This window comes from Thalassobacter stenotrophicus (genome assembly GCF_001458315.1).
Classification (GTDB): domain Bacteria; phylum Pseudomonadota; class Alphaproteobacteria; order Rhodobacterales; family Rhodobacteraceae; genus Thalassobacter; species Thalassobacter stenotrophicus.
Window position 1 is genome coordinate 431194 of record NZ_CYRX01000033.1, and the last position, 20631, is coordinate 451824.

Annotated in this window: 18 protein-coding genes; 10 read left to right on the forward strand and 8 right to left on the reverse strand. The window is 60.5% G+C overall.

All coding sequences use genetic code 11. The annotated features are described in order from the left end of the window. From THS5294_RS16620 to THS5294_RS16630, 3 genes are all read left to right on the forward strand, one after another. Complete coding sequence (locus THS5294_RS16620; protein ID WP_058124795.1) at positions 1-1296, forward strand: TRAP transporter large permease; 1296 nt, start codon at positions 1-3, stop codon at positions 1294-1296. A gap of 25 nt (positions 1297-1321) precedes the next feature. After that, on the forward strand, positions 1322-2392 hold the full coding sequence (gene dctP / locus THS5294_RS16625) for a TRAP transporter substrate-binding protein DctP (RefSeq protein WP_058124601.1): 1071 nt from the start codon (positions 1322-1324) through the stop codon (positions 2390-2392). A gap of 68 nt (positions 2393-2460) precedes the next feature. Next, complete coding sequence (locus THS5294_RS16630) at positions 2461-3201, forward strand: hypothetical protein (protein ID WP_058124602.1); 741 nt, start codon at positions 2461-2463, stop codon at positions 3199-3201. A 47-nt stretch (positions 3202-3248) separates the two neighbouring features. Here the strand turns inward: THS5294_RS16630 and THS5294_RS16635 are convergent, their stop codons facing one another. Then, entirely contained in the window at positions 3249-3725 is a 477-nt protein-coding gene (locus THS5294_RS16635) for a tetratricopeptide repeat protein (RefSeq protein ID WP_058124603.1), read from the reverse strand. A gap of 15 nt (positions 3726-3740) precedes the next feature. On the opposite strand from THS5294_RS16635, the gene THS5294_RS16640 reads away from it, so the two are divergent. The 7 genes from THS5294_RS16640 to THS5294_RS16670 all read left to right on the forward strand — a co-directional run bounded on the left by THS5294_RS16640 (position 3741) and on the right by THS5294_RS16670 (position 11898). After that, positions 3741-5009, forward strand: a complete 1269-nt coding sequence (locus tag THS5294_RS16640; RefSeq protein WP_058124604.1) for a cytochrome-c peroxidase — start codon at positions 3741-3743, stop codon at positions 5007-5009. Beyond that, positions 5009-5884 (forward strand): PfkB family carbohydrate kinase, encoded by an 876-nt coding sequence (locus THS5294_RS16645; protein ID WP_058124605.1) that lies wholly within the window; start codon positions 5009-5011, stop codon positions 5882-5884. Before THS5294_RS16640 ends, THS5294_RS16645 begins: the two co-directional genes overlap by 1 nt. Further along, positions 5881-6912 (forward strand): tagatose 1,6-diphosphate aldolase, encoded by a 1032-nt coding sequence (locus THS5294_RS16650; protein ID WP_058124606.1) that lies wholly within the window; start codon positions 5881-5883, stop codon positions 6910-6912. Before THS5294_RS16645 ends, THS5294_RS16650 begins: the two co-directional genes overlap by 4 nt. 1 nt (position 6913) lies before the next feature. Beyond that, complete coding sequence (locus THS5294_RS16655) at positions 6914-8257, forward strand: L-fucose/L-arabinose isomerase family protein (RefSeq protein WP_082645063.1); 1344 nt, start codon at positions 6914-6916, stop codon at positions 8255-8257. Then, entirely contained in the window at positions 8254-9351 is a 1098-nt protein-coding gene (locus tag THS5294_RS16660; protein WP_058124608.1) for a Gfo/Idh/MocA family protein, read from the forward strand. Before THS5294_RS16655 ends, THS5294_RS16660 begins: the two co-directional genes overlap by 4 nt. Positions 9352-9440: 89 nt before the next feature. After that, on the forward strand, positions 9441-10463 hold the full coding sequence (locus tag THS5294_RS16665; protein WP_058124609.1) for an aldose epimerase family protein: 1023 nt from the start codon (positions 9441-9443) through the stop codon (positions 10461-10463). Next, positions 10453-11898 carry an NAD-dependent succinate-semialdehyde dehydrogenase gene (locus THS5294_RS16670; RefSeq protein ID WP_058124610.1) on the forward strand — a complete coding sequence of 482 codons (1446 nt, stop codon included), beginning with the start codon at positions 10453-10455 and terminating at the stop codon, positions 11896-11898. The genes THS5294_RS16665 and THS5294_RS16670 overlap by 11 nt, the downstream gene beginning before the upstream one ends. A gap of 90 nt (positions 11899-11988) precedes the next feature. On the opposite strand, the gene THS5294_RS16675 is transcribed toward THS5294_RS16670, so the two are convergent. From THS5294_RS16675 to acs, 7 genes are all read right to left on the reverse strand, one after another. Beyond that, positions 11989-13305: a 3'-5' exonuclease gene (locus THS5294_RS16675; protein WP_058124611.1), complete on the reverse strand. Its 1317-nt coding sequence runs from the start codon at positions 13303-13305 to the stop codon at positions 11989-11991. A 3-nt stretch (positions 13306-13308) separates the two neighbouring features. After that, on the reverse strand, positions 13309-13812 hold the full coding sequence (locus THS5294_RS16680; protein WP_058124612.1) for a hypothetical protein: 504 nt from the start codon (positions 13810-13812) through the stop codon (positions 13309-13311). A gap of 24 nt (positions 13813-13836) precedes the next feature. Beyond that, positions 13837-15663 (reverse strand): DUF294 nucleotidyltransferase-like domain-containing protein, encoded by a 1827-nt coding sequence (locus tag THS5294_RS16685; RefSeq protein WP_058124613.1) that lies wholly within the window; start codon positions 15661-15663, stop codon positions 13837-13839. Between the two features lie 119 nt (positions 15664-15782). After that, positions 15783-17552, reverse strand: a complete 1770-nt coding sequence (locus THS5294_RS16690) for a sodium:solute symporter family protein (protein WP_038004696.1) — start codon at positions 17550-17552, stop codon at positions 15783-15785. Positions 17553-17555: 3 nt separating this feature from the next. Further along, a complete protein-coding gene (locus THS5294_RS16695; RefSeq protein WP_038004698.1) occupies positions 17556-17819 on the reverse strand; it encodes a DUF4212 domain-containing protein in 264 nt (87 codons plus the stop codon). A gap of 87 nt (positions 17820-17906) precedes the next feature. After that, positions 17907-18602: an adenylate kinase gene (locus THS5294_RS16700; RefSeq protein ID WP_058124614.1), complete on the reverse strand. Its 696-nt coding sequence runs from the start codon at positions 18600-18602 to the stop codon at positions 17907-17909. Between the two features lies 1 nt (position 18603). Then, on the reverse strand, positions 18604-20547 hold the full coding sequence (gene acs, locus THS5294_RS16705) for an acetate--CoA ligase (protein ID WP_058124615.1): 1944 nt from the start codon (positions 20545-20547) through the stop codon (positions 18604-18606). Between the last annotated feature and the right edge of the window lie 84 nt (positions 20548-20631).

The following is a 20631-nucleotide window of genomic DNA, read 5'->3' on the forward strand; positions in this document are numbered from 1 at the left end:
GTGCTGATCTGGTTCTTGCCGCTGTTTCTTGTGTTCCTGATGATCGGCTTGCCGGTCTTTTTCGGACTGCTGGCAGCACCCGGGCTGCTGTTATGGCTCAATGGCCAAGAGCGCGACATCGCCCTGCTGTACCGCAACGTCTACAACGGCATGGACAGTTTTCCGCTGATGGCGATCCCGTTCTTTATGCTCGCGGGTGAGATGATGAACCGTGGCGGCATCACGATGCGGCTGGTTGAGTTTTCGCAAGCCTGCGTTGGGCATTTTCGGGCGGGACTGGCGCAGGTGAATATCCTCAGTTCCATGCTCTTTGCGGGCCTTTCTGGGTCGGCAGTTGCGGATACCTCGGCGCTGGGCTCAATGCTGATCCCGGCGATGAAGAAGGAAGGCTATACCGTCAAGTTTGCGGCGGCGGTTACGGCAGCATCCTCCGTGATTGGGCCGATCATTCCGCCCTCGGGGATCATGATCATCTATGCCTATGTCATGGGCGAATCCGTGGCGGCCCTGTTCCTTGCGGGTATCGTTCCGGGTGTGTTGGTCGGTATCGGTTTGATGACCGTGACCAACATCATCGCCCGTCGATTAGATGATTTTCCGGCCCTACGCCGTCGCGCGACGTGGCCTGAAAAGGGGCAAGCCTCGCTTAAGGCGTTCTTTCCGTTGCTGACCCCTGTGATTATCCTTGGGGGCATCCTTGGGGGTGTCTTTACACCAACCGAAGCCTCTGCCGTCGCGGTGGCCTACGCATTGTTTGTGTCGCTGTTCCTGCTGCGATCTATGGGCCTGCGCGATGTGCCGGATGTGTTGATGAAGGCCGCAATCACGTCGGCAGTGGTGTTGTTGCTGGTCGGTGCGGCGATGGCGTTCAAAACCGTCGTCTCGTTGAGCCATGCCCCCGAAACACTGGCGGCTTTTATCCTATCACTTTCGGACAACCCGCTGGTGTTGTTGCTGTTAATCAACCTGTTGTTGTTCATCGTGGGCATGTTTCTGGACGCAGGCCCCGCGATCATCATTTTGGGTCCGATCCTTGGGCCCATCTTTGTGGATCTGGGCGTGGACCCGGTTCACTTTGCAATCATCATGTCGGTCAATCTGACCGTTGGGTTGGCCACGCCGCCTATGGGGCTTGTGCTGTTTGTCGCCTCCAGTGTTTCGGGCGAACGGGTCGAGACAATCGCCCGCGCGATCCTGCCGTTTCTTGCTGTCGAAATCTTTGTCATCGGGCTGATCACATACATCCCGGCCATCTCACTTTTCGTGCCGACCTACTTCGGCTTCATCATGCCTTAAAACCAGTCCAAAGGGAGGACATACCATGCTATTTTCCAACACGATAAAGGCGTTTGGCATCGCCACATTGCTTGCCGCCAGCAGTATCGGCGCGGCCTATGCGCAGACCATTACACTGCGCGCCACAGCCAATTCGAATGAAAACGATGAAGATTACGACGGCCTCGTGGTGTTCAAAAACTACGTAGAGGCGGCGTCGAACGGGGCCATTGAGGTGGAGTTGTTCATCGGGACGCAATTGTGCGGCAACGGGGCTGAGTGCCTTGCGGGCGTCGCGGATGGCACCATTGATATCTATATCTCAACCTCGGGCGGGGCCTCGGGGATTTTTCCCTACGTTCAGGTGTTGGATCTGCCGTACCTGATGGCCGATGACCGGGTCGCCGAGGCGGTGTTGGACAACGACAGCGCGTTGGTCAACTGGATGCAGGACCGGGTGCTAGAGGACAGCCAAGGCTCCATCCGGCTGATGACCATCGGCAACACGGGCGGCTGGCGCAACTTTGCCAATACGCAGCGCCGGGTGGCGGAACCCGCGGATATGGACGGTTTGAAAATCCGGACAGTTGTGGCGGACCTGCCGCAGGAATTAGTGCGCGCGCTTGGGGCCTCGCCCACGCCGATCCCGTGGCCTGAGCTGTTCACGTCATTCCAGACCGGCGTGGTCGAGGGGTCCAAGAACGGGATCACGGATATCATGGGCATGAAGTTCCCGGATGCGGGTCTGCAGTATGTCACGCTGGATGGGCACGCCTACATGGGGGCGCTGTGGTTTATGAACAACCAACGCTTTGCCGAGATGGACATGGGCCTGCGCCGCGTCGTGGTGGACGGGTTCTATGCGCTGCAACAGGCGACCTTTGCCTCGCCCAAGCGTAAATCTATCGCCGCCTACCAAGAGTTCGTCGCAGGCGGCGGTGATTTGTACGTGCCCACACCGGATCAAAAAGCCGCATTCGCGGGGGCTGCGGGGCCGGTGTTTGAGTGGTTTGAAAAGAACGTGGATGGCGGTTCTGAAGTGCTTGCCGCCATGCGAGAGGCCGTTGCCACCGCAGAAGCGGATATCGCCCGCGCCTATGAGGACGACCTCAACTAAAGGCCAGCGGTGGGGCGGCCAACCTAGCCGCCCCACCTTTCCTCGTCGCCACTTACGGAGCCTGCACCATGCTCAGACCCATCGGATATCTTGCCGCGTTGCTGGCCGTCACGGGCTGCACATCGCTGGATTACAACGCCGTGCCCGTGGGCCGGTTTGAGGGATCGGCGCTTGTGGTGTGGGTGGGTCCGGGGGATGAGGACACGTCTGGCGATGGCAAGTTCCTGTACGTCCCGCGCACCGGGGATGAGTTGGAATTCTTCCGTGACGCGTCCGCCGAAGCCTCGACGGGCAATGAGGTCATCCGACCCGGCCCGTTCTATACTAACGGCGGCTCTATCCCCCGGTTTGTGCAGAACATCCGCGGCTTTAATGCTTGGGCCTTTGGCCCGGCCTATATCATACATGATTGGCTGTTTGTGGTGCGCAAATCCGCCAATGACGGGGACCCGGACGCGCTCAGCCAACCAATCGCGCGCATGGAGTTCCGTGAAACCGGCCTGATCATGGCCGAAACGATCAAGACAGTGTCTGCTCAGTACGATCTGGCCCCGGAAACCGGGCAGGCAGGTTCGATCATCGCGCCGGTGACGTTGGGCCCAATTTCCCGCGCGCTGTGGGAGCAAACCGGCGCCTGCCCCGCGCAACAAGTGGCGCCAGAGCATTTGGCAATTGTCGATGAGATCAACGGTGTACGCTTTGATGCTATCATTGTCGCGCCAGATGATGGGCCATCAAAGCTCGAAACCCTCGCAGCGCCAAAACCGTCCTACGTAATTGTGGGCACAATCGATTTCGCGGGGCGATGATGTCAGGGATGCAAGAGCGCGACGCGCCGCCCACGGCCCGGGGGCTTTTAGCGAAACGGGTACATCCAGACCTTATAGTCAGCGATCAACGCATGGGCATGTTCGATCTGTTCCGGCGTCATTTTCTTGATCACCTCTTCTTGGCTGATCGCCGCATCAGGGTCGCCGCCAATCGCGCTCAGGGCGTACCACATGTAGGCGCGGACCAGATCAATCTGGATGCCGATGCCAACCTCATAGTACCAACCTATCCCCGATTGCGCGCCAGGGTGCCCCTTCATAGAGGCGCGCAGATACCATTCAAACGCACGCACCGGGTCCTTGTCGACGCCAAGTCCAAGGGCGTACATCACACCAATCAATTCTTCGGCGTCGGCGTTGCCGGACCGCGCGGCTGGCCAAAACGCATCATAGGCTTCTTCAAAGCGGCCCGTTTCCATCAGGTCGCGCCCGCGCTCGACGTCGGCAAAGGTGGGCGTGGCCAGCAGGGTCAGGCCATAAGCAAGCAAAAGGGCAGGGCGCATCGTTGGATCCTCCTAATGGGACTGTGCCTTTGTGGCGGCGCGCAGGCAAGTGAGGTGGCCTTTCATCCCTTTGATCCCGACAAAGCCGCGCTGGGCCGGTTGTTGTTTTATGATCCGGTCTTGTCGGGCAATCGCAATATTTCTTGCGGAACCTGCCATCACCACGATCATTTTTCTGCGGATGGGATCAGCCTAAGCATCGGTGAAGGTGGCGACGGCCTTGGCCCCAAACGGCGGGCGACCATGGGCGCGAACCGTCCCAAAAAACGGATCCCGCGCCATGCGCCCGCATTGTGGAACATCGGCGCGCGTGAGTTTACGCATTTCTTTCACGATGGGCGTGTCAGTCGCTCGGACCTGTTTGAGAATGGCTTTAACACCCCGGCGGAGGAATGGTTGCCGCCCGGTCTGTCGGGGCTGCTGGCCGTGCAGGCCCTGTTTCCCATGACCGCGCAGTTCGAAATGGCAGGCAACCCCAAGGAGAATGAGGTCGCGGGCGCGATCCATGACCGATTGGACAATGCGTGGCCGATCTTGGCCAAACGGGTGCGGATTATCCCCGAATATGGCGCAGCATTTGTCGATGCGTTTGAGGAGGTCGAGCGCGCCGAAGACGTCACAATCGCGCATATCGCCAACGCTTTGGCGGATTTCATGGGGTCAGAGTGGCGCTCTCTCGATAGCCCCTATGATGCTTATTTGACCGGCACGCCCTTGCCCGCAGATGCAGAACGCGGGCGGCAGTTGTTTTTTGGCGCGGCAAACTGTGCCAGCTGCCATTCCGGGCCGCTGTTCACCGATCACGGGTTTCATGCCATCGGCGTGCCGCCTTTTGGGCCGGGACGCACACGCCGCTTTGATCCGATGGTGCGCGATGTGGGGCGCATGGCCGAAAGCGACCAACTTGAGGACGCCTACCGCTTTCGCACGCCCTCACTGCGGAACGTGGCACTGACCGCGCCCTATGGCCACAACGGTGCCTATCCAACGCTTGAGGGGATCGTGCGTCATCACCTTGATCCGGTCGGTAGCTTATCAAGCTGGGAGCCGCGATTGGCCAACCTGCCGGATGCGCCGTGGTTGTCGGCGATTGATTTCGTGGTCTGGCAGGATGCGCGCGAAATGGCGCGATTGCGGGCGGCGATTGATATCGTGCCGGTCGATCTGTCTGAGGCCGATATCGCCGATCTTGTCGCGTTTTTGCAAAGTTTGACTGGCGGCAGCAGTCGCCATGGCCGATTGGGCCGTCCGGACCGGGTGCCATCTGGGCTGAGGGTCGATTGATGGCGGGTGTCTTGGTGTGCGGTATCGCGGTGGTGGATCACGTGTTCAGTGTGGATACCCTGCCGACACGTGCCCAGAAGCACCGGGCCCACGCGATGGATGTGATTGGTGGGGGATGTGCGGCAAACGCCGCCGTGGCTATCGCGCGGCTGGGTGGGGCGGCGCAATTGTTAACGCGTTTGGGCGACGATGACACCGGGCAGGTGATCCGATCGGAACTGGAGGATGAAGGCGTCGATATGGGGCCTACCGTTGTCACGCCCGGTGCGCGCAGCCCTGTATCCTCGGTGTTTGTCGATGCCGCAGGTGAGCGGATGATCATGAGCTTTCGTGGCACGAGGTTAGCTGATGATGCGCCCATCCCGCCCCTGCCCGAGGCGGTGTTGGCCGATACCCGTTGGCCTCAAGCTGCGCGCGCTCTGTTCCGCGCCGCCCGAGCCAAGGGCATTGCAGCCGTTTTGGACGCAGAGGCCCCGGTGCCCCACGATCTGGCCGAGGCCGCAAGCCATGTTGTGTTTTCGGCCCAAGGCCTGCGCAATTTCACGGGGGCTGAAAGCCTTGAGGCAGGCCTGCCTATGGCCCAAGCCGCACTTCCCGGCTGGGTGGCTGTGACAGACGGCGCGCGGGGGATGGCCTATATGGATCACGGCCGCGTCGCGTGGCTTGTCGCGCCAAAGGTGGATGTTGTGGACACCCTTGGCGCCGGTGATGTGTGGCACGGTGCGTTCACGCTGGGCCTTGCGGAAGGGATGACCGAGATGGAGGCCGCCTGCTTCGCTCACGCGGCGGCTGCTTTGAAATGCACCGCATTCGGGGGCCGCAAAGCTGCGCCGACCCGCAAAATTTTGAATGAATTCATGGAGACAATGTTATGATCCGACTTACCCCCGGAAAGCAGCTTGGACTGCGCCGGATGGCCGACCCCAATGGTTTGTTCAAGATGACAGCCGTGGACCAGCGCCCACCGATCAAGGGCCCCATCGCCAAACACCTGGGCACCGATCATGCGCCGTGGTCTGAGGTTGCTCGGTTCAAGACGCTGCTTGTCGAAACCCTGCAAGACGCCTCTAGCGCGATGCTCTTGGACCCGCATTACGCCATTCCCCATGGCCTGCCTTCTCTTGATGCGCACAAGGGGCTGATCGTCACGCTGGAGGACTCGCTGTTTGAGGACAGCGGTATGGGGCGTCGATCCTCAGCTATTGATGATTGGTCGGTGGGCAAGATCAAACGCATGGGCGGCGATGCGGTAAAGGTGTTGGCGTGGTATCGCCCCGATGCTGACCCTGCGGTCAATCAGCACCAACAGGACTTTACCAAGCGCATCGGTGAGGCCTGCGCGCACTACGACATCCCGTTTTTGTTTGAACTGCTGGTCTATCCGCTGGCCAAGGACACGGAGCAAACCACCGACTACGTTGAGATGCAGAGCAAGCGTGCCGACGATGTGCTGGCCTCGGTCGAGGAGTTCGCCAAGCCGGACTACGGGGTGGATGTGTTCAAACTGGAATCCCCTGTTGCCGCGCGCCAGGTGGATGGGACCGACGCGGCTGTCCAAGCGCTGTTTGACGAAATGGGGCGTCTTGCCGGGCGGCCTTGGGTGATGCTGTCGGCGGGGGCGGGCAAGACCGATTTTCGCAACATTTTGCGCCACGCCTACAGGGCCGGAGCCAGTGGCTATTTGGCAGGGCGCGCCATCTGGTTGGATGCGTTTGACGCCTATCCCGACTGGGCCGCGATTGAGGCCGGGCTGCGCGACGTATCCGTACCCTATATGCAGAACCTCAACGCCCTGACAGAGGCCGCAGCAACCCCGTGGCACGCGCATGCGTGGTATGGCGGCGATGGGTTGGCATTTAATGACCCCACCGCCGAGTTCCGGCACGGCTATGGGGATATCTAGGATGAAAATCGGAGTGCTCCCCCTCGCGCGGGCGACATTTGATGTGCCCTACGCTGAGGAAAAACTGGCCGCGATGTTGGCTGAGTTGGATGCTTTGGGGCATCAGGTCGTCGGCAGTCGGGATCTGTTGACGGATGCGCAGGCGGCGCAAGCGGCACTTGAGGCCTGCGGAAACGTTGATTTTCTGCTGGTCCTCCAGGTCACTTTTACCGACGCGGCGTTCATCGTGCAGGCCGCGCATGCGGTGGCCGCCCCAATGGGTATCTGGGCCGTACCGGAGCCAAGACTTGGCGGACGCCTGCGGCTCAACGCGTTTTGCGGGCTGAACCTTGCGTCCCATGCGCTGGGCCTGAATGGGCGCACGTTTGGCTGGCTCTATGGCGGGCCGGGGCAGGTGGACTTGGCGGGGCTGCTCGCCGGGGGGCATCAGTCGCCTGCGCCAAGGCTTCGCCCTGCGCGCGCCACGGGCAGTGTGCCCCAGCCCATGAAAATCGCTCGGATCGGGGCACACCCAGAGGGGTTTGATACCTGCGCCTATGACGGGGATGCGTTGCGCACCCTTGTCGGGGCAAGCGTGCAGGAGATGTCGCTAGACGCGCTGTTCGACCGTGCCCGGCGAATGCCCGAGGCAGCCACGGCCCCCTACCGCGCGCAGGCCAATGCGCTGCCAAACGTGGGGGATATGGATTCGGATGAGTTGGATCGCTCGCTCAGGCTTGCCTCCGCGCTTGAAAGCATCCAGCGTGAGGGGGCATTCGACGGCTTTGCTATCCGCTGCTGGCCCGAGACATTTACGGAATATGGCGGCGCGGTTTGTGGGCCTGTGTCCATGATGGGTGAGGCGCGCGTGCCATGTGCTTGTGAGGCGGATGTCTACGGCGCGGTCACGCAGGTCTTGTTGCAGCGCGTGGCCGATGCGCCCGTGTTCCTTGCGGACATCGTGGATATGGACGCGGCCGACGGAACTGGCGTGGTCTGGCACTGCGGGCAAGCCCCTCGGTCCATGGCAGCTACCACGCCCCACGCGACCATTCACACCAACCGCAAACAGGCGTTGCTGCTGGAGTTCGCTCTCAAACCCGGGCCTGTGACGTTGTTTCGGATCAGCCAAGCCCATGGCAACCCCAGGGCTGTGATTGCGCGCGGTGAAATGCTGGACCGGCCGATGGCCTTCACTGGCACCTCCGGCGTGATACGGTTTGAAAACGGGCTAGAGGCCAGCCTTCGGGATTTGATCGGTGCTGGGTTAGAACACCACATGGCGCTGGCCTACGGAGATCACGCCGAGGCGCTGGAGGCCGTTGCCGGTGCCATCGGCTTGCCCGTGTTGGAGCTGGGCGCATGACCCTGCGCTACGCGTTGATTGGCGCGGGGATGATGGGGCACGAACACATGCGCAATCTCGCACTGCTGGAGGGTGTTGAGGTTACGGCATTCAGCGACCCCAACCCAGCGATGCGTGCCACCGCGGGGGCGCTCGCGCCGGGCGCGCGGGCGTTCACCGACTACAAACAGATGCTCTCGGCGGATATCGCGGATGTTTATCTGATCGTCAGCCCCAACGATATGCATAGCGCCCATCTGCGCGACGTGATGGCGACGGGTAAGCCGATCCTCGTCGAAAAACCGCTTGCCACAACCACTGCCGATTGCCGCGAACTGCTGACCTTGGCGCAGGGCCGCACCGCGCCTGTTTGGGTCACGATGGAATACCGCTACATGCCCCCGCTGCAACGGCTCTTGGCATCGGTGGCCGACGGCGTGGCAGGCACCCCGCGCATGATATCGATCCGCGAACACCGCTTTCCGTTCCTGCCCAAGGTCGATGATTGGAACCGATTTAACCGGCGCACCGGGGGCACTTTGGTCGAAAAATGCTGCCACTTTTGGGATTTGATGCGCCTGACGCTGCAAAGCAATCCGGTCCGCGTTTATGCCAGTGCGGGCGTCGATGTGAACCACTTGGATGAGGTGTATGACGGCCAAACTCCGGACATTATCGACAATGCTTTTGTGGTGGTCGATTTTGAAAACGGCACGCGCGGGATGCTGGATTTGTGCATGTTCGCCGAAGGGTCATACTGGCAAGAACGGATCGCCGTCACCGGTGAAAAGGCGCGGTTAGAGGCGCTGATCCCCGGGCCTGCAAGGTTCTCACCAGATGGATCCGAGCGCGCCGCTGAGTTCGTCATATCACCCCGCGCCACCAAGCAAGAGTTGCGCGAAGTCGTGCCTGTTCCTGAACACATCCTTGCTGCGGGTGATCACCACGGGTCCACCTATTTTCAACATGAACGCTTTCGTGATCTGGTGCTGGCCGGAGTGGGTAAGCCTGAGGTTACGGTTGAGGATGGCTACTGGTCCGTCCTTGTGGGCGAGGCGGCAGAGCAATCCGCGCGGACCGGTATGGCCGTGGACCTAAGGGGCAAGGGGCCATGATGCCAGAAGCCTTCTGTTGAAAAATGCCTCTGTTGTTCGTGAAAATTGCCGCTATCACTTGTACAACGACCTAGCGCTTGGACCCCTTTATGACCGACCCGCGTGCCCCTGACGGCAGCCTTATCACGACCCACGACATTGCCCACGCAGGCCTACGCGCGCGGCTGACATCGTGGGGGTCGGTGCTGATGGACCTGCGGTTGGATGGGCACGAGGCCCCGCTGGTTTTGGGGTTTGAGGACCCCGCGCTATACCTGCGGCACTCGCCCTATTTTGGGGCCACTGCGGGGCGCTTTGCCAATCGGATAGGCGGGGGGCGGTTTGTAATCGACGGCACCTCGTATCAAGCTGATTGCAACTATCTGGGTGAGCATACGCTGCACGGCGGTGAGGTTTCGATGGGCAAGCGCAATTGGGATACGATTGCTCTGTCCGACACCTCGGTGACTATGACAATTGGGCTTGAAGATGGTGAGATGGGCTTTCCCGGCGCGCTCCGGGCTGAGGTGACATATGCGTTGGTGGTGCATGACGGCTGTCCTGCGTTGCGCATTGATTACCGCGCCACCAGCGATGCGCCCACGTTGTGTAACTTGGCCCATCACAGCTATTGGGCACTGGATGGGTCCGGCGATCTGGGGCACCACAGCTTGCAGGTCGATGCCGCGCAATATACCCCTGTTGATGCGGAGCTGATCCCCACCGGGGAAATCGCGGACGTCACCGGGACCCGGTATGATTTTCGCCAGCCGCGCAGTGTTATGAGCAATCGTCTCGGGGAGGGGCCGATCGATCACAACCTTTGCCTTGCGCCCACGCGCCGGGCGCGCCGCCGGGTCGGGACCCTGCGCTCGCGTCTGTCCGGCGTGTCGATGGACATCACGACGACTGAGCCGGGTCTTCAGGTCTATGACGGGGCCAAGATCAACGTCTCGGTGCCGGGGCTAGATGGACGCGTCTATGGGGCCCATACAGGCGTTGCCCTAGAACCCCAAATCTGGCCCGACGCCCCCAATCATCCCGGTTTTCCCAACGCCATTTTGCGCCCGGGGGAAACCTATCGCCAAACAACGATTTTCAGTTTTTCAAAGGAGGCTCCCGATGAGCTTTGAGACCTACATGCGCCAAGCCAACCTGATCGCCGGAGAATGGGTCGGGGCGGATAGCGGCAAGACAATCGACGTCACAAACCCGGCCACCGGCGACGTCATCGGAACCGTGCCCGCTTGCGGCACCGCCGAGACTGAGCGCGCGATCGCTGCCGCTCACGGCGCCTATGCCGACTATGCGGCCACCTCATTGATGGACCGTGTTGGGCTTTTGTGGAAGCTGCACGATGCGCTGATGGACAACCAAAAATCGCTGGCTGAGCTTCTGACCATCGAGATGGGCAAGCCATTGGCCGAGGCAATGGGTGAGATCGCAATCGGCGCACAATACGTTCGCTGGTTCGCTGAAGAAGCCCGTCGTGCCAAGGGTGAGATCGTCCCCGCAGGCGTGAATGGTCGCCGCATCCTCGTGACAAAGCACCCTGTGGGCGTGGTCGGCATGATCACACCGTGGAACTTTCCGTCCTCGATGCTCGCCCGGAAAATCGCGCCTGCGCTGGCGGTTGGCTGTACTGTGGTAGCCAAACCCGCAACCGCGACGCCATACTCGGGCCTCGCATGGGGGGCATTGGCCCAAGAGGCAGGGTATCCGGCGGGCGTGGTCAACGTGCTGACCGGGTCCGCGCGGGCAATCGGGGGCGCTATCATGGACAGCCCGGTTGTTCGTAAAGTGACTTTCACCGGCTCAACTGAGGTCGGTAAGGAGCTGATCCGGCAATCTGCAGACACGGTCAAAAAGGTCTCAATGGAACTGGGCGGCAATGCACCTTTCCTCGTGTTCGATGACGCGGATATTGATGCCGCCGTCCAAGGTGCAATGGTGTCCAAGTTCCGCAACGCGGGCCAAACCTGCGTCTGTGCCAACCGCATTTATGTGCAGGCCGGTATTCACGATGCTTTTGTAGCCAAGCTCGTAGAGGCCACTGAGGCCATGAAGGTCGGCAATGGTCTTGAGCCGGGTGTCGAGCAGGGCCCAATGATTGACATGGATGCGGTCGAAAAGGTTGAGGAATTCATCGCTGACGCGACCTCCCAAGGCGGCACAATCGCTACAGGCGGGGCGCGTCATGGCAATGGCGGTACATACTTCACACCCACGGTCGTCACCGGCGCCACACAGTCGATGAAGTTCGCGACCGAAGAAATCTTTGGCCCCCTCGCGCCGGTGTTCAAATTCGATACCGAAGAGGAAGCGATCGCGATGGCCAATGCGACAGAATATGGTCTCGCATGCTATGCCTACACTCGTGATCTGGCCCGCACATTCCGCCTCAACACCGCTCTGCAGTACGGGATGATCGGGGTAAACTCCGGCCTCATCACCACCGTCGAGGCTCCGTTCGGCGGGGTCAAAGAAAGCGGCTTGGGCAAGGAAGGCGGCAGCCAAGGGCTAGAAGACTACATGGACACCAAATACGTGTGCATCGACGGGGTCTAAAAACGGCCCGTCCTTTGTTCTTAAAATACTCCGGGGGTGCGGGGGCCGCGCCCCCGCGTCAGGCGCAGCCTGAAGAGGCTGCGCAACCCACTAAGTCACACGCTTGATCAAACGTGCATGTTGATCGCAGGCGATATTCAATTCGCCGACCGTCGTAATGTCGCGCGCCTCCAGCATCGGGATCAGCGCCTGCAACGCAAGTGCAGTGGCGCGGGCGTCTCCTAGTGCGGTGTGCCGTACCTCTTCGGGGATTTCGATCCCCAGCCGCGCGCACAAGGCGTCCAACGTGTGCGTCTGGGATTGCCCAAATACCACGGCTGACATCAGCACCGTATCCAGCACCGGCATATCAAACCGCAGCCCCAGTTGCGTCTCGCGCCGCCGCAGGAAGGCCATATCAAACGGGGCGTTATGGGCCACCAATGCATGGCCATCCGTATAGCGGTGAAAAGCCCGCAGGGCATCGCGCACCAAGGGCGCCTCACGAACCATGGCCTCAGTCACATTGTGAATGGCGGTCGAGGCGGCGGGGATCGGGCGGTTGGGATTGACATAGGTGTCGAACGGCTCGGTGGTGAGGATCTCTCCCCCGACCACCCTTAGGGCCGCGATTTGTACGATCTCATCGCCCTCGTCGGGCAATAAGCCAGTCGTTTCAGTGTCAAAGACTACCAGATCAAGGTCGCGCAGGCTGGTCGCCTCACTCAGCGGATGCGAGGGGCGCCCTAGGAGGCGAAAGTCGCGGGCGCCCGCGCCGCGTTTGGCCCCTTCGCCCAATCGCACAAGGTAGCCTGTGCCGATCTCAGGCAGGTCGATCTTGCGCACGCCCGCGCGATCCGCGGCAGGGGGCAAGCGGCGGTTCAAGCCAACCTCAACATCCCCAACCGACAGCCCAGAGGCGGCTGCGTTATACGCCACGACCCGTCTGTCCTCAGAGCACAGCACATAGGCCTCGGGCAAGTTGTCCAGAACGGCCTCTAGGCGTGCGCGCTCTCGGCGCAAGGCGCGGGTTTCACGTGCCAGTGCTGCCGTAACGGCCTCTCGGCTCTCCGCGAGGGAGCCTGCCATTGCATGCGCGGCATCGCCCAAATCTCCCAGATAGCGGGCATGAGTGATGTCCATTTCATGGGTGGTTTCGGTATGGGCGCGGGTGCGCAATTGCGCGGCCAACGCCTCAACGGGTTTGGCGACGTTCTCATCGAACAAAAGCCAGACCCATGTCGTCAGCCCCAAAACCGCCAGTCCCGCCACCAGCCCAGCAATCACAAAGCCCGACAGAACCTCTGGCTGCGCAAGGCGCATATAGCCCAAGATCAACCCGCCCGTGATCAACGCAATCCCACCCAATGCCATCAGGGCAAAGAACAGAAAAATCCGCAGCCGGAGTGAGAGGTTCGCGAGCCCCATGACCTAGCCCTGACACACAATCGGCAGGAACGGATCGTCATCCGCCAGCGCGCGCCAGTCGCTTTCCGCCGGTAAATCCGCGCCGTCGGGCAGGTCCGCACGCCGCTTGCCGGCGCAGTCAAACACCACAGGCATCGCAAACAGCGGTGCATCGCGGGTAAAGACATAGACGGTGGCCAGTTTCGCGCTCTCCATCGCGGGGTTCGTCAGAATGGTGTCCCGGTCCACAGCCATGAACGTGTGGACATAGGGGCGTGCCAGGGTCCACGGGCGGTACCATGCGCTGCTTTGCTGGTTGTTGACCTCAACAAATCCAGCAGGCATCGCGTTTAGGTTGCGCGGGTACCACGAATATTCAGCGTTGATCGAAAAGGCGACCATGGCCAAAGCGGCTGCGGTGGGGGTGACCCAGCGGGGGATGACGTTACCCACAATCACCCGCACCAACATGACGACCCCTGCCACGGCGGCCCCACTGGCCAGCATCGCGATCAATTCCCAAATCATCTCTACTCTCCCCTTTGTCGTTTCTTATTGCGCCAAGCCGCGTCCGGACTGGAGCGCGCTTTGCATTGTTTTCACCACGACAAATGCGTCGCGGAGGTGTGATCTCTCCAGGTCGGACAATTGCCCCGGAGACATGAAGTTATCGGGCGCCTCGCCGCGATCAATTTGCGCGGCTTGATGCAAAAGCCGGGTTTCGGCGATCATGTCATAGGCGTCGCGCAGGTCCTTGGCTCCGGCGGGTGAAATCAGGCTGGCGTCTGCGGCAGCCATCAATCGCGCCCCGGTGTTCACCACACGCATTTGCCCCAGCAACGCATAGACCCGCCCCAAATCGACCACTGGCACGACGCCGTTGTGTTTAAGGTCTAGGGTATTCTTGTGCTCTCCCGAGCGGATGGTGGCAAGGCCGCGCAACAGCCCAAGGGGTGGCGCGTGTTTCAGCGAGTTGGCGATCATTTGCGCCACAAAGATCGAGTTCGATTTCGCGGCAGGCAGGGTCTCATCCAATAGTGCCATCAACAATGCTGGATCGCCGCCAATCGGGCGCAGATCAAACATGACAGAGGCCAACATCTGCGCCTCCGTACTGGGGTTGCTGATCCACTTTTCAAAGTAGCTTTTCCACACGCGCAGGGGCTGGCGCCAGCGCAGTGTCGTGGCCATCATTTCGCCGGGGCAATAGACGTAACCACAGGTGTTCAGGCCATCGCAAACGAATTTGGCCAGCTCCGAGAAGTAGGTATCATGTGGGGGGGCGACGCTATCGTCTAGGATCAGGCAATTGTCTTGGTCTGAGACGCCCGTTTGTTCTTGCCGTCCCTGACTGCCGCACGCGGCCCATAGGTAGGGCACGGGCGGGGGGCCTAACTTTTGCTCCGCGAGGGTGAGGAGGCGTCGGGTTGCGGCGTCGGCAATGTCGGTGATCAGGCGCGTGATCGTGCCATGCTCGGTCTTGGCAGCGACCAATTGCGCCAACAGGGCTGGGATTTGGGCCGTGGACTTGGCCATTTCTTCAGCTGAACCCGCACGCACCACGTCCGCGATCAACTGCCCAGAGGACAGAGCCTGATAGCGAGTCAAATCGGTCTGGGTAATGATCCCGGCGACATCGCCCGTGGCATCAACAATCGGCAGGTGCGAAACCTTACGCTCTAGCATCAGGTGTAGGGCATCAGACACAAGGGCCGTCGGGCTGAGAGTGAGAGGATCAGGCGTTTGGATGTCCGCGATCGCGGTTGAGGCGGGCAGGGACTGGGCCAGCGCCTTGAAGGTCATGTCCTTGGTTGTCACGATCCCGGCAAGCGCGCCGCCGTCAGTCACGATCAGGGAGGACACTTTGGCATCCCGCATCATCTGGGCCGCGACTTCTACCGTTGTGTCTGCGGCGCAGGCGACGGGTGTCCGGCTCATCAGGTCTGAGACAGGCATGGTCATCAGATCGCGTTTTCGGGGGCCTGCGGGGGTTGTGCGGGCGTAAAACGCCTCTGCGTCGGGGTGGGTCGCGCAGAGCTGGGTAAATGCGCTGGCGTTCAGGCAATACAACGTGACTGCCGTTGCGGCCTGCGCGGATGTCACGGCGGTGCCGTCCTTGCGCAAGCCGCGTTCGCCGAATTGGTTTCCCGCCCGCAGATGCGAGAGGGTTGAGCCAAGCGCGTCGGTGACTTCAACCTCACCCTCAGCAATCAGATACAGCCCGGCCAGTGTTTCGCCGGTGGAATAAATCGTCGCCCCCGCGGCGTAGCGCATCTGCGTCAGGCTGGCCGCAATCTCACGCTTCGTGGTCTCCGGCAGAGCCACGAAGGGCGGCGTGGTGTTCATCAATTCAAGTTCGGTAAAAGAAATGTTCGGCATGATGCAGCCCTGCGAAAAATAAAACGGCGCGCCTCAAGTGTGGGGCGCGCCGCAGGTTTGGGGAAGGGGCCGCATCGTCGCGGGAGGTGCGAACGATGGTCGTCGCGGCCCCTAAGCCGTTAGTGGTCGGCTGCCGCAGCGCCTGCACCCTTGGGGATACGAACGCTTTCCACCAGGTCCACGATCTCTTGTGGAGGGGCGGCAGTTACGCGGGACACACCAATTGCGACTGCAAAGTTGATCATCGCGCCCACGGCCCCGAAGGAGGTGGATTTGATGGTCAGAAGCAGTGGGTCTGCATCTGTGAAGCTGTTCGTGTCAGGAATGAACAACCAGCCTTTGTGCAGGAAGATGTAGACCAACGTTGTGACCAGACCTGCGAGCATGCCCGCAACTGCGCCACGGTTGTTGATGCGCTTAGAGAAGATGCCCATCATCAGTGCAGGGAAGATCGATGCCGCAGCGAGACCAAAGGCCAGTGCCACAGTTTGCGCCGCGAACCCGGGAGGGTTGAGGCCCAAGATCACCGCCACAGCGATTGCAACAGCCATCGAGATCCGTGCCGCCATCAGTTCCGATTTCTCGGACATGTTTGGCGTCAGCTGACCCTTGAGCAGATCGTGCGACACAGCAGACGAGATCGCCAGCAGCAGACCCGCAGCCGTGGACAGAGCCGCAGCCAAACCACCGGCAGCCACAAGGGCAATCACCCAACCTGGCAGACCTGCGATTTCTGGGTTCGCCAGCACGAGGATGTCCCGGTTCACGCTCAGTTCGGAACCTGTCCAGCCACGCTCAGCCGCCGTAGCCGCAAAGCCATCGGAGCCTTCGTTGTACCACTGGATGAGGCCGTCACCGTTTTTGTCGTCGTACTTGAGCAGACCGGTTTTCTCCCATGTGGCCATCCAATCGGGACGCTCTTCATAAGCGATCGGTGCGGATGCTGTGCCATCGGGATAAACAGTCGTGATCAGGTTCAAGCGCGCCATGGAACCAACAGCAGGAGCCGTCAGGTACAACAGTGCGATGAATACCAGTGTCCAACCAGCGGACCAACGAGCGTCAGATACGGTAGGGACCGTAAAGAAGCGCATGATCACGTGGGGCAGACCAGCAGTACCGATCATCAGCGACAGGGTGAACAGAACCATGTTCAGCGTATCGGCGTGGTGGCCGGTGTAGCTGTTGAAGCCCAGTTCGGTCACAAGACCGTCCAGTTTCTGCAGGAGCGGTTCACCGGAGGCGGTGTGCTCACCCAACATGCCCAGAGCGGGGATGGGGTTACCTGTCAGTTGCAGCGAGATAAAGATCGCGGGGATCGTATAGGCAGTGATCAGCACGACGTACTGAGCAACCTGCGTGTATGTCACACCCTTCATGCCGCCGAAAACGGCGTAGGCGAACACAACACAGGCACCGATCAGCAGACCGGTTGTTGCCGACACTTCGAGGAAGCGACCGAACGCAATACCCACACCCTGCATCTGACCGATCACATATGTGATGGAGGCCACCAGCAGACAGATCACAGCAACCATGCGTGCAGTCTTGGAGTAGAAACGGTCCCCGATGAACTCGGACACGGTGAATTTGCCGAATTTGCGCAAGTAAGGCGCAAGCAGCAGAGCCAAAAGCACGTAGCCGCCGGTCCAACCCATGAGGAAGGTCGAGTTATCGTAGCCAGTGAACGCGATCAGACCCGCCATCGAAATGAACGACGCCGCAGACATCCAGTCCGCGCCTGTGGCCATACCGTTGGTGATGGGATGAACGCCGCGACCTGCTGCGTAGAATTCAGATGTGGAACCCGCGCGGGCCCACACAGCGATGCCGATATACAGAGCAAAGGACGCCCCGATAAACAGCCAGTTAAGAACGAATTGGTCCATTTATCAGTCCTCCTCAACGCCGTGTTCGGCGTCCAGCTTGTTCATGCGCCAAGCGTAGAAAAAGATCAGCGCCAAGAAGACCAGGATCGAGCCTTGTTGCGCGAACCAGAAGCCCAAGTCAGTGCCGCCCACGGCGATGCCAGACAGCATCGGACGCAGGAGAATGCCAAAGCCGAACGACACAACAGCCCAGATAACGAGACACCATGTCACGATCCGGATGTTTGCCGACCAGTAGGCGTTTTTGTCGGATTGGTTATCAGCCATGTCCAACTCCCTTTTTGGTTGAAAATGCTCGCGTGCCCTTCCTCTGGCCACGCGCGCGGTTACTGTTTGCGCGGGGAATTCACGAATTCACCCCTCGCGCGCGACTTTCCCTACGATGGTCGACAGGTGCGAGGCGATCGCGTCGATCTCGCCCATGGCATCCACCGTTGTGAGAGTTCCTTTTGCGTCATAAAACGCGATGAGAGGGGCCGTTGAGGCGTGATACGCCTCCAGCCTTGCGGCGACCGTCTCTGCATTGTCGTCGGCTCGGCGTTTGAAGTCCGAGCTTCCGCAATTGTCACACGTCCCGGCCACCTTGGGGGCTTTGAACGTGTCGTGATAGCCTTCGCCACAGCCGCCACAAGTGAACCGGCCAGACACCCGTTCGACCATGGCCGCATCATCCACCGCGAGCGAAATAACGCTGTCGACGGTGGCGTTGTGCTCAGCCAGAAGCCCTTCGAGCGCCTCTGCCTGTGCGGTTGTGCGGGGAAAGCCATCAAGGATCACGCCGCGTGCGCAATCATCGTCGCCCATACGGTCGCGCAGGATGTTGATGACGATCTCATCAGAGACCAATTCACCCGCTTCCATCACGGCCTTGGCCGCTTTGCCTGCGTCGGTTCCAGCGGCAACTGCGCCGCGCAAAAGATCCCCTGTCGAGAGTTGCACAAGACCGAAGTCTTGTTCCAACATCCGCGCTTGGGTGCCCTTGCCTGCGCCCGGAGGCCCAAGCAAGATGAGCGTGACGGGGCGGGTCATGGTTTCAGTCATGCCGTCCATCTCACTTCACCGCGCGGTTTGCGATCAGGTCGTCAACGACGGACGGATCGGCCAGGGTGGATGTGTCGCCTAGACCGTCGACCTCATTCTCGGCGATCTTGCGCAGGATACGGCGCATGATTTTACCGGAGCGGGTTTTCGGCAGGCCGGGGGCCCACTGGATCACGTCGGGCTTTGCGATGGGGCCGATTTCCTTGCGGACCCATGCTTGCAGCTCTTTGACCAGCTCGTCCGAAGGATCAGCATCGGACATCAGGGTGACGTAGCAATAGATGCCTTGGCCCTTCAGTTCGTGCGGGTAGCCAACCACGGCAGCCTCGGCCACTTTTTCGTGGGCGACCAGTGCGCTTTCGACTTCGGCGGTCCCCATGCGGTGGCCGGATACGTTGATCACGTCATCGACGCGGCCGGTGATCCAGTAGTCGCCATCGGCGTCACGGCGGCAGCCGTCCCCAGTGAAGTAGTAGCCTTTGTAATCCGCAAAGTATGCCGACACGAAGCGATCTGCATCTCCCCAAAGGGTCCGCATGATGCCGGGCCATGCGTCTTTCATGCACAACACGCCTTCGGCTTCTACGGTGGTGATCTCTTCGCCCGATTGTGGGTCAAGGATCACGGGCTGCACGCCAAAGAACGGCTTGGTCGCCGCGCCGGGCTTGAGTTTGGTTGCGCCGGGAAGCGCAGTGATCAGGTGGCCGCCGGTTTCGGTCTGCCAGAAGGTATCGACGATGGGGCATTTGCCCTTGCCGACGACCTCATTGTACCAGTTCCAAGCCTCGGGGTTGATCGGCTCACCCACCGAGCCAAGGACCTTAAGGTCGCTCAGGTCGTACTTGGTGACGAAATCATCCGACTGGCCCATCAAAAGACGGATCGCTGTGGGCGCGGTGTAGAATTGGTTCACCTTATGCTTTTCGCACACAGCCCAGAAGCGGCCCGCGTCGGGATAGGTAGGCACGCCTTCGAACATCACGGTTGTCGCGCCGTTCACGAGGGGACCGTACACGATGTAGCTGTGGCCGGTGACCCAGCCTACGTCCGCGGTGCACCAGAACACGTCGTTCTCTTGGTAATCAAAAGTGTATTGGTGCGTCATGCCCGCATACACGAGGTAACCGCCGGAGGTGTGGACGACGCCCTTGGGTTTGCCTGTGGAGCCCGAGGTATAGAGGATGAACAACGGGTCCTCTGCGCCGACTTCTGCGGCGTGGCAGAAGGTCGAGGCGGATGCGGCCATTTCATCGTACCAGATGTCGCGGTTTTCCTGCCACGTCACTTGTTGGCCGGTCCGCTTGACCACCAGACATTTGACGTGATCGTCGCAATGCAACAGCGCCTTGTCGACGTTGCCCTTAAGGTCGGTGACACGGCCACCGCGCGGCGCGCCATCGGAAGTGATGACAATTTTTGCGCCCGAGTCGTTGATCCGCGAGGCAAGCGCGTCAGGGGAGAAGCCCGCGAAAACAACAGAGTGGACCGCGCCGAGGCGGGCACAGGCGAGCATCGCGTAGGCGGCAGCCGGGATCATGGGAAGGTACAGAACCACCCGATCGCCTTGCTTGACGCCAAGGTCCTTGAGGACGTTCGCGAATTTACCAACTTCATCAGAGAGCTGTTGGTAGGTGATGTTCTGAGCGGGTTCATTCGGATCATCGGGTTCAAAGATGATCGCGGTTTGATCGCCGCGGGTCGCGAGGTGACGGTCGATGCAGTTTTCGGCCACGTTCAGCGTGCCGTCTTCAAACCATTTCACATGCACATCGTCATGGGCAAATGAGGTGTCTTTGACCTTAGTAAAGGGCTTGATCCAATCAATGCGCTTGCCGTGCTCTGCCCAGAACCCTTCAGGGTCCGAGATCGAGGCTTCGTACATGGCATTGTAAGTTTCTGTATCCGCGTGCGCACCGGCCAGCAGTGGCGGAGTGTTATGAATGTCTTTAGGCATCTCGCCTTCCCTCTCTTGCTTCGGAGGAGGGGACAGAGATCTGGGCACACCTTCTGCGTTCACAGCCCAAGGTGGACTGTGGGA